Source organism: Paeniroseomonas aquatica (assembly GCF_030409335.1).
Lineage (GTDB): Bacteria > Pseudomonadota > Alphaproteobacteria > Acetobacterales > Acetobacteraceae > Belnapia > Belnapia aquatica.
This window is the reverse complement of the sequence record NZ_JAUFPN010000050.1, coordinates 1-11,160: the sequence shown is the minus strand read 5'-3', so window position 1 is coordinate 11,160 and position 11,160 is coordinate 1. Positions and strand designations below refer to the sequence as shown.

The 11,160-nt window shown below is 63.6% G+C and carries 8 protein-coding genes; 7 read left to right on the top strand and 1 reads right to left on the bottom strand.

Features of this window, described 5'->3' with window-relative positions; genetic code table 11:
* The 6 genes from QWZ14_RS05870 to recD2 form a co-directional block, all read left to right on the top strand.
* Window positions 1–529: IS3 family transposase (locus QWZ14_RS05870; RefSeq protein ID WP_290315699.1), on the top strand; the 529-nt coding region annotated here is incomplete at its 5' end.
* 82 nt (window positions 530–611) lie between these two features.
* Entirely contained in the window at window positions 612–776 is a 165-nt protein-coding gene (locus tag QWZ14_RS05865) for a hypothetical protein (RefSeq protein WP_290315698.1), read from the top strand.
* A gap of 310 nt (window positions 777–1,086) precedes the next feature.
* A complete protein-coding gene (locus tag QWZ14_RS05860) occupies window positions 1,087–1,824 on the top strand; it encodes a ParA family protein (RefSeq protein WP_290315697.1) in 738 nt (245 codons plus the stop codon).
* Window positions 1,821–2,513: a hypothetical protein gene (locus tag QWZ14_RS05855; protein ID WP_290315696.1), complete on the top strand. Its 693-nt coding sequence runs from the start codon at window positions 1,821–1,823 to the stop codon at window positions 2,511–2,513. The genes QWZ14_RS05860 and QWZ14_RS05855 overlap by 4 nt, the downstream gene beginning before the upstream one ends.
* A gap of 375 nt (window positions 2,514–2,888) precedes the next feature.
* A complete protein-coding gene (locus tag QWZ14_RS05850) occupies window positions 2,889–3,842 on the top strand; it encodes a replication protein RepA (RefSeq protein ID WP_290315695.1) in 954 nt (317 codons plus the stop codon).
* A 215-nt stretch (window positions 3,843–4,057) separates the two neighbouring features.
* Window positions 4,058–6,256, top strand: a complete 2,199-nt coding sequence (gene recD2 / locus QWZ14_RS05845) for an SF1B family DNA helicase RecD2 (protein WP_290315694.1) — start codon at window positions 4,058–4,060, stop codon at window positions 6,254–6,256.
* Window positions 6,257–7,781: 1,525 nt separating this feature from the next.
* On the opposite strand, the gene QWZ14_RS05840 is transcribed toward recD2, so the two are convergent.
* Window positions 7,782–10,004, bottom strand: coding sequence for a DEAD/DEAH box helicase (locus QWZ14_RS05840; RefSeq protein WP_290315693.1), 2,223 nt, complete (start codon window positions 10,002–10,004; stop codon window positions 7,782–7,784).
* A 585-nt stretch (window positions 10,005–10,589) separates the two neighbouring features.
* On the opposite strand from QWZ14_RS05840, the gene QWZ14_RS05835 reads away from it, so the two are divergent.
* Window positions 10,590–11,160, top strand: a 571-nt coding sequence (locus QWZ14_RS05835) for an ArdC-like ssDNA-binding domain-containing protein (protein WP_290315692.1), incomplete at its 3' end; no start/stop codon positions are given.

Here is an 11,160-nt window from a genome sequence, read left to right as displayed (position 1 = left end):
CTTCCCTTACCTGCTGCGGGACTTGGTGATCGACCGCGCCAACCAGGTCTGGTGCGCCGACATCACTTACCTGCCAATGCGTCGTGGCTTTCTCTACCTCGTGGCAATGATGGACTGGGCGACGCGGAAGGTCCTGGCCTGGCGGGTGTCGAACACCATGGAGGTGGAGTTCTGCCTTGAGGTGCTGGAGGAGGCCATGGCACGGTTCGGGCGGCCAGAGATCTTCAATACCGACCAGGGCAGCCAGTTCACCTCGCCGCGGTTCACCGGCTTGCTGCAGCAGGCCGGGGTACGGATCTCTATGGACGGCCGCGGTCGCTGGATGGACAACGTGTTCATCGAACGGCTGTGGCGCAGCCTGAAATACGAATGCGTCTACCTGCATGCCTTAGAGACCGGCTCGGAGCTGCGAGCCGGGCTGTCGAAGTGGATCGGCTACTACAATGCCGGACGCCCACACAGCGCCCTGGCGGGGCAGACCCCCGATGAGGCGTATGGAGCAGGTGAGACGACGAGATTGGCGGCCTGACAAGAACTAGGGCCGAGCTTATCCAGGCCGTCAAACTGTCCGACAGATGGGGACCACCTCAAATTGCTACTGCACCTATGTCGTGGGCCCCGACATCGCTAGCCCAGCAACCCATACCGGGCTGCGCGCCAATGGCAGTGCCTTCTCGATCCGCTGGGCCGATATCCCGGCGATCGACACCTTGCGCAATCGCTGGCTGGCGGCCGAGGCGCTGGAGGCGCAGCAATCCATTTGCCGCGAAATTTAGCTGCTGTGCCAGGAGAAGATGCCCTTCATTCCACTTGGCCAGTACATCCAGCCCGTGGCTTTCCGCCGCAAGCTGGCCGGCATGATGGCGGGCGTCCCGGTCTTCACCAACTTGCGGAAGCAAGCATAGGCGGGCGAATGAAGCGGTAGCATTGCCCAGGCGACTGGTTGCTTTACCTCGGCAGAGACTACCTCCACTTGCTATGTTTGGCGGAGGCACCAGCCCCACAACGGCCACCCTCCCCGGTTTCTTAATCTGGCGTTGTGCTGTGTAACGGCATTACAAAGGCAGCGCTAACATGGGGACAGGGATGGCAAAGATAGCAACCATTGAAGCGGCACAAAAGCAGGCAGAAGTTAGACGCGTCGAACATCTGCCAGTGCCAGCTCTAGCCAATGCAAAGCGCCCTAAATGGCTTTTGGTCGCCAGCGGCAAGGGTGGATCCGGCAAGACCAGTACCAGTTTAAATTTGTCCGTCTGCGCTGCGCATGATGGTTTGCGTGTTGCTATGGTGGACCTTGACCGACAAGCCACACTTTCGCGCTGGTATGAACGCCGCCCTGATGATGCGCCGGCGCTAACGCTGTGGCATGGTCCAATGAGTGATGCCGCAAGAGCGCTCTCTGACATCGACGGCCTGCCGGACATCGACCTCGTCGTAGTAGACACGCCACCTGGCCTTGATGACCATCCAGACGCCTCTCGCCTACTGGTCGCCCGCGCCGACTTTGTGCTGGTGCCGACCACCCCGGGAACCGCGGACATTGATTCTGTCGTTGAGTGGATGAAATTTCTTAAGCGAGAGCGTGCAAACGCCAGCTTTCTGCTTAACAAGGTGCAGCGAGCGCATACCCGCTACCGCACCGCCAAGTTGCGACTCAACCGCAGCGGGGCACTGTGTCCGGTCGATGTCCGATTACTAGATGATATTGAGGCAACGCACGACCATGGTGTTGGCGTCATCGAAATCAGGAAAAGCCGAGGCGCTGAGGATTTCACTGCCGTGTGGGATTACATCAAACAGCAACTTGGGATGGCTGATCAATGAGCGGCTTCGTCCTCAAGCCTTCTGCACGTCGTCGCACCGAACCGGTCGCCGCCCTCCCAGAACACAGCGACCAGCAGCGCGAACGCCTGCTTAGCAACCACGTTAAACAATGTAGCGATCTTAGCGATTACGTCGAAGAAATTGGCAAACTTTGGGGCGAAGCTCAGGAGAAATTTTTAATCATTGGCCGCTATTTGCTGCAGGCGAAGCTGACGCTGCCTTACGGTCAGTTTGAGACCATGGTGGCGACGCAGCTGCCGTTCGGGAAAAACATTGCCTACCAGCTCCGTTGCATCGCTCACGCAGTCGATCAGGAACGGTTGGGCTTGGCCGAGGTGCCACGCAGCTATAGCAATGCCTTCCGATTAGCTCAGCTTAAGCCACCACTTTTGGAGCGTGCGCGAGAGGCAAAGCTGGTGCGCCCCGACGTGACTCGTCGTGAGATAGACGAATTCTTCAATGTATTGGCAGCGGAAGTTGAACTTGGCCAACCAAAAGCGGAACGTGTCAAACGCGAAGTTGACATGATTCGCAAACGCATCGTCATTCTTGAGGAAGATCTGGCCGAGGCCAGAAGTCGGCTAACGGAGCTGCTCGCACACTCGGATCTGCCGGATGAGGCGAATTCAACTATCTCGACACCGTTACCGAAGTTAGCGGCGCCACTACGAAGTGGCAAACCGCGCTGAAACGGAGGCCACGGCGGCGCCAAAATTGATTAGGCAAGTTAGGTAGGGGGTTAGCTCGCGGGGGGCTTACGAGCAGGGTAGGGGATAACTCGCGTCCCATGGTGGAAGGCGTGGTTTGCGAGTGAAGGATGAGATTTTTAAAATCGAATCGGACCACCAGGAGTTATCCACTGCATACGAGTTGTCCCTGGGGGATTTGAGATAAGCCTGAGGGGAAGTGCGATAAAATCGGCCTTCTCCCGAGGGGATTTGCGAGCACTACAATTAGTAATCAAATAGAATCTTTCTATTGTTCCATCGCAAATCCCCTCGTTGACGTGGGCGGGAACGCTTGCCACGGTGGCATTGATGCTATGAAGTGTTAGGGGCGACAGAATGGCCGATGCAGCGAAGGGCGTACGGCAGCTTGTCCTCCTGCATGGGCATGCTGAGGCTCGGCGTATGATAGCCCCCAGTGACCTGCCGCTCCTAAAAATCGCCAGCGAAGTGCTTGGGGACGAAAGCGGGCAGAAAGGCTACAGCTACTCCGGCCTTTGCCTCACCTCTTTGCCCCATCGCAAACTGGCTGATGACCAAGCTTGGGTGCGGACGGTTGGACCGCTCACGCTGATCATTGAGCCTGGTCGTATCAAGATCGGCGATGAGCCACCAAAGATGATGGGCGTGCCTCACGGCGCTCGTGCCAGACTGATCTTGATTTACCTGCAGACGCAGGCCGTTCAGACCAACAGCCGCGATATTGGCCTTGGCCGATCCATGCGAGCCTGGATGGGTAAGATGGGACTAGCCTCTGGCGGAGAGACGGCAGCGGCACTGAAGGAGCAGGCAAGGCGCATTGCAACCTGCTCGATGCGCTTCTCGTGGAAGACGCCCGGGAGCGTACCCTCTAACTCCACAATGATGAGCAATGAGCGAATCATCAAGTCTGGGCTATTCTTCCATGACGCAATCACCAGCGAAGATGGACGGCAGGATAACCTCTTCGAAGACCGCGTGATACTTGATAGCGATTTTTTTGAGCAACTGAAGCGGCATCCCGTGCCGCTGCAAGACGCGGCTATCCGTCAGCTAAAGGACAGCTCGACTGCGCTCGATATTTACGTGTGGCTGGCTTATCGGCTTCATCATCTTGATCAGCGCACTGCTATCGGGTGGCGCGATTTGCACCAACAATTCGGCGCCGGCTACAAAAACTTGTTTCAATTCAAACCAAGGTTTCTTCAATGCCTGTCGGAAGCAGTTTCAGCGTATCCCGAGGCGCGCGTGGACGTTGAAGAAAGCCACATCATGCTCCACCCCAGCCCCCCGCCGGTCAAGAAGCTCGGATAGTGAGGGGATTTGCGATGGGCGACGCCGGAGTATTACGCGCCTGAGCCGCAGTTTTTGAGGTCTGCGGCTGCATTAGCCTCCATCTCTAATCCCCTCACTACGCATCTCCTCCTTGTCGCCTTTGCACTCGAGTCTGGACGAATGGCAGTGAGTCTGTAGGGCGAGAGCAGACGAAGCACCATCTTCCCGGCATGCTCGCACAACCGCTGCACATTATGGCTGAGACTGTTCTGGCCGCCCCGACCGAGGCCCTTGCCGGGCTGGTGGAGCGAGTGACCTACCTCAATGCCGAGACCGGCTTCTGCGTCCTGCGGGTCAAGGCGTGGGGGCAACGCGACTTGGTCACCGTGGTCGGGCATGCCGCCGCCATCTCGGCCGGCGAGTGGGTCCAGCTCTCGGGCAGCTGGATCAACGACCGCACCCATGGCCTGCAGTTCAAGGCCGGCTTCCTCAAGGCGACCCAGCCAACCACGATCGAGGGCATCGAGAAGTATCTCGGCTCCGGCATGATCCGCGGCATCGGCCCGAGCTACGCCAGGAAGCTGGTGCAGGCCTTCGGCGCCGCGGTGTTCGAGCTGATCGAGGCCGCGCCGCATCGCCTGCGCGAGGTCACCGGCATCGGCCCCAGGCGCGCCGCCCGCATCGTCGCCGGCTGGGCCGACCAGAAGGTCATCCGCGAGATCATGCTGTTCCTGCACGCCCACGGCGTCGGCACTTCCCGGGCGGTGCGGATCTTCAAGACCTACGGCGCCGGTGCCGTGCAGGTCATCACCGACAACCCCTACCGCCTGGCCCGGGATATCCGCGGCATCGGCTTCCGTACCGCCGACCTCGTCGCCCAGAAGCTCGGCATCGCGCCGACGGCGATGATCCGGGTGCGGGCCGGCATCTCCTTCGCCCTGGCCGAGGCAACAGGGAAGGGGCATTGCGGCCTGCGGGTGGCCGAGCTGAGCACCTTGGCCAGCACGCTGCTGGCGGTGGAGCTCAGCCTGGTCAGTGCTGCCCTCGCCCTGGAGCTCGAGGCGGGGAATGTCGTGGCTGATAGCCTTGACGGTGAGCCCTGCGTTTTCCTGGCCAAGCTATACCGGGCGGAACAGAGCATTGCCGAGCGGCTGCAAGCCCTCGCCAAGGGACGGCCACCCTGGCCGGCCATCGACGCCGGCAAGGCCATCCCCTGGGTCGAGAGCCGCACCGGGCTGGCACTGGCGCCCAGCCAGCGCGCGGCGCTGCAGCTGGCGCTGCGCGCCAAGGTGCTGGTGATCACCGGCGGCCCAGGCGTGGGCAAGACGACGCTGGTGAACTCCATCCTGCAGGTGCTCCGCGCCAAGGCGGTGAAGGTGGCTCTCTGTGCTCCGACCGGGCGGGCGGCCAAGCGCCTGAGCGAGAGCACCGGGCTGGAGGCAAGGACCATCCATCGCCTGCTCGAGGCCGACCCCAAGGCCGGGGGCTTCAAGCGGGGTGAGGAAACCCCGCTGGACTGCCAGCTGCTGGTGGTGGACGAGACCTCGATGGTGGACGTGCCGCTGATGCGCGCCCTGCTGCGGGCGCTGCCAACCGAGGCGGCACTGTTGCTGGTCGGTGACGTCGACCAATTGCCCTCGGTGGGGCCGGGGCAGGTGCTGGCCGACGTCATCGGCTCCGGCGCCCTGCCGGTGGTGCGGCTGACCGAGGTGTTCCGCCAGGCCGCCAGCAGCCAAGTGATTGTCAACGCCCACCGCATCAACGCCGGCAGGATGCCCGAGCTCAAGGCGGTCGAAGGCTCGGACTTCTTCTTCGTCGAGGCTGCCGATCCGGAAGAGGGCGTCCGCAAGCTGCTGGCGGTGGTGGGAACCCGGATCCCGGCGCGCTTCGACCTCGACCCGATCCGCGACATCCAGGTGCTCTGCCCGATGAACCGCGGCGGCCTGGGGGCGCGCTCCTTGAACATCGCCCTGCAGCAGGCGCTGAACCCGCCCGGCGAGCTTCGGGTCGAGCGCTTCGGCTGGAGCTACGGCGTCGGCGATAAGGTGATGCAGGTGACCAACGACTACGAGCGGGACGTCTACAACGGCGACCTCGGCCTGGTCACGGCGATCGACCCGGAGGAGGCCGAGCTGGTGGTCAGCTTCGAGGGCAGGACGGTGGTCTACGGCTTCGGGGAGCTGGACGAGCTGGTGCTGGCCTATGCCACCACGATCCACAAGAGTCAGGGCTCGGAGTACCCGGCAGTGGTGATCCCGCTGACTACCCAGCACTACACCATGCTGGCGCGCAACCTGCTCTACACCGGCGTCACCCGCGGCAAGCGGCTGATGGTGCTGGTCGGGCAGCGGCGGGCGCTGGCGATCGCGGTGAAGAACGGCAGCGCCCGCCGGCGCTGGTCCAAACTCAGCGAGTGGCTTGGAGGGCCTGGTCTCGATCCGGATGCCAAGTGACGTGGCAGCAACCAAGAGCAATAGCTGCACGCGGCTTAGGATCTGCTCGCCATTGCATTTCAAAGAAACTTTCAGCCGAAGGCAGGGCCGTGGATGAGGGATCCGCTACCCCCTGCTTCCGCCTGTGCCGTTCGTGGCCCTCCGCGCTGGCCTGACCGTCAGTATTCCAGCATCACTTGGCTAATTGGTTGGCATCTGGCTCGCGGATCCCTACCCTTGGCTGCCTGAACAGCGCACCAGGCTGTCTCAACAGCCGGACGCACTACACAGGTCCGCCGCCGCTTCTTGGTCAGAGAGAAGTGGAAGTTCCAGGGCAGGGGCGGCAGGACGGGCGCTTCTTCAGGCGCCATGCCGGGAGCATACCACGGGGCATGTCCAAGCCGACCAGACCGACCGATAAGCCATTCTTTGGTTTCAGTTTGGCGCCGCTGGTGAGGTAGTGCCCTTGCCAGCGAAGGCTGCCAGCGTCTCGGCGTGGCCGCATTTCGGACAACGCTGCAGATGGCAGGCCCGGCAGTAGGGGCGGCTGCAATGGATGCATGGCGCCAACCCTGCCGGCGCCACCAGATGCAACGCGTCATCGCATGCCAGCCGTGGCCGCTCGGTCGACCAACTTGCCTCGCAGGGCGGCAGCTCCAACCGTCGGGCCAGAGTATTCCAGTCCAGCGCCATGATCCGTTCGGCCTTGCGGCGGCGGATCTGCACGGTGAGCCGATGCACGGGCATCACCAGCTCCAGCGTCCGGACCCAATCCACCGTGATGCGCAGCGCGTATTTATGCGCCAGATCATCGAGCTTCGCCCGGTATTCCTTGGCAATCGCAGCAATGCGCAGTTGCTCGCGCTGGTGGCCGGTGTCGGCCGCGGTCAGTTGCGCCGCTCGCTGCCCGGCCTCCCGGTGCAGGTCGTTGTGGTATGCGTGCAGCCGGTCCAGGTCGCGGACCAATCGCCGGCGGAGCCCGGTCATGAAGGGCGCCAGCGCCCCCTCGACCCGCCAAGGCAGGGCGTGCCGCATCCGCTCGATCAGCCGCGGACGCTCCCAATCCGCTGGCAAGACGGTGCCGGCCGGCAAGGGGCTGTCATCATGCTCGGCGAGCCAGGGTACCATCCGCTCCAGCATCGCCTCCGGCATGGCACCGGTCGCCAGGTTGATCGCCAGGCGCTGCGTGCCCTCGCGCTTCTCCTCCGACAGAGCCGTATAGCGGAACTCCAGCACCAAATAGCGGGTCCAGGCGGGGGCGGCGTCGATCAGACGAAAGGTAGCATTCTCCAGTCCCAACTCCCGCTCCAGCAGCGGCTCCNCCAGCACCCTCCCGAAGCGGGCAAGCCAGTCGCTTTCGATGCCGACCCGCTGCGCGCCCTCGGGCGGGGTCGTGCTAAAGCCCAGGCGGCAGAACTCGCCCACCTCCAGCGCCTGCTGCAGCGGCGGCGGCACCAGCACCTCCAACCCCTCGGATCCCAGTGGTTCAACCAGCGCGCCGCCCTCCGTCAGCAGGGCGGCAACGAAGCGCTGCATGCGGCCGTCTTCAAGCGGCATCCAGGTCATTCCCGAACAGTGCCTCGTCCAATTGCCGGGCATCCTCGTACTGCCGCCGTGCCGCCAGCAATTGTCCTTCCAGTGCATCGAAGGCGGCGGTACGGGCCTCCTCAGTATTTTGCAGCCAGGCATCAAGTACCAGGGACGGGAAATCCTGCTGCTCGTCGATCTCCCCCAGGATGGCGCCGACCTCGCCGACCACCAGCTCGAACATGTTGATCTTCTCATCGAGGATGCGGAGCATGGCATCCTCGATGGTACCCGCGGTCACCAGGTTGAACACGAAGACCTCGCGGGTCTGGCCGATGCGGTCGATGCGGCCGATCCGCTGCTCGATCGCCATCGGGTTCCAGGGGATGTCGAAGTTCACCAAGGTATTGCAGAATTGCAGGTTGCGTCCTTCACCACCGGACTCGCTGCACAGCAGCAGCGTGCCGGTCTCACGGAACGCCGCCACCGCCGCGTCTTTCTCCGGCCCGGACATGCTGCCATCGAACAGCAACGGTGCCAGGCCCTGCCGGCGCAGCAGTCCGGCCAGATGGGTCATGCTGTCGCGGTGATGGACGAACACCATCTTCTTCTCGGTCGGGTTCTCCGCCAGCAGCTTCAGTAAGGCTGTCTGCTTGGCGCCGGCGGATGCCGCCCGGTATCGCGTCAGCAGCGCGGCCCAGCCTGGGATGTCCGGATGCCGCTCGGCAAAGCGGGCGACCGCGCCCGCGGCTGCGGCGGGAGAGGAACCGGCAGCGGAGAGCAGGTGCTGCACCGCCAGCCGCGCCTGGCCGCCAGTCGCGGCGCTGCGGGTAAGAGCGGTCAGTTCCTGGTAGCAGGCGGCTTCTGCCGCATCCGGTGTCGCGCGGATGGTGGTGGCATGGCGGCGCGGCAGGCGCAGCGCCGCAAGCGCCCGGGTGTTGCGCACCATCACCCCCCGCATCAGGGCGCGCAGCCGGTCTTGGTTGGCTGGCTCGCGCGGCTTCCCCGGCGTCATGTAGGCGCTCCGGAATTCCTTTTGGGTGCGGAAGATGCCGGGCTGCAGCAGAGTCAGCAGATGGTACAACTCCAGCAGGCTGTTTTGCACCGGGGTCGCCGACAGCAGCAGCAGGAAGCGCTTCTGCAGGACATTCACCAAGCGGTAGCTGGCGCTGGCCTGGTCGCGCAGGTGATGTGCCTCGTCGACCACCACGACGTCATAGGGATGACGCACCAGCAGATCGGCGTGTTCGCGGCGGCGCGCCATGGCGATCGAGGCGATGATGCGGGGCTGGCCCCAGAAGGCGCCGGGATCGCTGCGCGCCAGGGAGTCATGGGTAGTGGCGCAATCGATGCCGAATTTGGTCGCCATCTCATCGCGCCATTGACCGACCAGCGGCGCCGGCACCAGGATCAACAAGCGCTCCACCATGCCACGCAGCAGGTATTCCTTGACCACCATACCGGCTTCGACCGTCTTGCCCAGGCCCACCTCGTCAGCCAGCAGCACCCGGCCGCGGTACTGCTTAAGCACCTTGCGGACCGTCTCAATCTGATACCAATGCGCCTCCACGCCCTGCAGGGTGGGCAGGCACAGCAGTTCGTCGAAGCCTTCCACCAGGCCAAGTTGCGTCAGCTCGCCGCGCAGCCGGAACCACGCCGGCTCGGGCGTGCCGCCGCACACTTGAATGGCATCCGCATCGCCGAACTCGAACGCCAGTCCAAGGGACACCTCGAGCCGTGGCAGGTCAGGCACGGACGACGGTGCCTCGACGGCCGTGGCCGGCTTCGTCCTGGCGGATACCGCACGGGGAGCCGGCCGGCCGGTGGGTTTGCCGGTGGCAGCCCGTGGCATGCCTTGACGTACTTTGCGTTGCTCGTGGAGCTGATCGGTGCGGATTTCCGCCAGCTGAGTGACCAGCCAGCCAGCCATGGCCCGGCCGCCGATGAACCAGCGGATGGCGTCATAAGGATCGAGCAGCCCGTCCTGCTCTAGCAATGTCCAGGCCCGCGCAGTGTAGCCTTTACGAGCCAGGGCGAGGGCGGTCAGCAAGGTGACTGCCTTATCCGCCTCGAACTTCCGCTCGAACCGCTTGAGGAAACCGATCGCCCGGTCCGGCTGCCCCGCCACGAGCGCGGCGAGGGCGGCCAGCAACAGCAACGCGGAATCAGCCGGACAGGCTCGCAGCGCAGCCTCGGCGATCCCAAGCGCATCCGGCGAGAGGTCGGCCAGGACGGCACGCAACTGCTCTATCCAGTGCGATTTCGTAGTATTCGCCGGCCCTGCCGGTCCTCCACCGAGCCCTGGCAGAAGGGCCTGCCGGGGCTTGCCGGCCGTAGGTGGGCTGCTATCCATCCAGCATGTATCCCCCTGGCGCTGTGCGTGATTACAGCCCGCCCGCACCGCTTCGGCAATCATGTCTTCGTGGATGAGGATATCAGAGTTGGATAAGATGAAGTGCCGATCGGGTGCCCAGCAAGATCTCCAATCTGTTACGGCCGTACTTGGTAAAAGCTGAGACGAGGGTAAGCCATCGATCAAGGGGACCTCTGCCACATCGTAAGCGGCCGCTGTCGAACCACTGTGGCGCTTACTGCACTTTCTTGCTTTGCCGCGGACGCGGCCTTGCCGGGCCTGCGGCCCATCGCGCATCAAGGCGACCTGCTGCGCAGGCAGCCCCGGCGGTCTCCCCACCTTCCGTCACTGACGTTCCGTGCAGGTTGGGTGATCCCCCTCCGCCGGGGCTGACCTTGACCCGCTCCCCCGCTCCCCGGCGCGTGCCTCGCCTCCTCCGAGAAAGCTGTTGGCTTTCTCAAGGAGGACGAGACCATGACGACAAACAGCAAGCCGTCCACCGGGCGCGTCGATCTCTACCAGTCCGTGACCGATGCCATCATTGCCGAGCTGGAGTTGGGGCTGAAGCCGTGGAAGCGGCCCTGGAAGACGACCGGCGCCGGGTTCCCGCTGCGGCATAACGGCCAGCCCTACCGCGGCATCAATACCCTGGTGCTGTGGATGACGATGACGGCGAAAGGCTATACCTCGCCCTACTTCATGACCTACCGGCAGGCGGCTTCCCTGGGCGCCCAGGTCCGCAAGGGCGAGAAGGCGACGACCGTTACGTACTCCGATACGATCCGCCGCAAGGCGGAGCAGCCGGACGGCACCGAGGAAGAGCGCAGCATCTGGTTCCTGAAGAGCTACGCGGTGTTCAACGCAGGCCAGATCGACGGCCTGCCGGGGCAGTATCATCCGACCCAGCAGCCAGCCATGGCATCCATCGAACACATCGCGCATGCCGATGCGTTCATCGCCCATACCCAGGCCGATATCCGGCTTGGCGGTGAGCGCGCGTTCTACCGTAAGCGTCGCGGCAGCAGCAGGGGCAGAGTTGCATTGA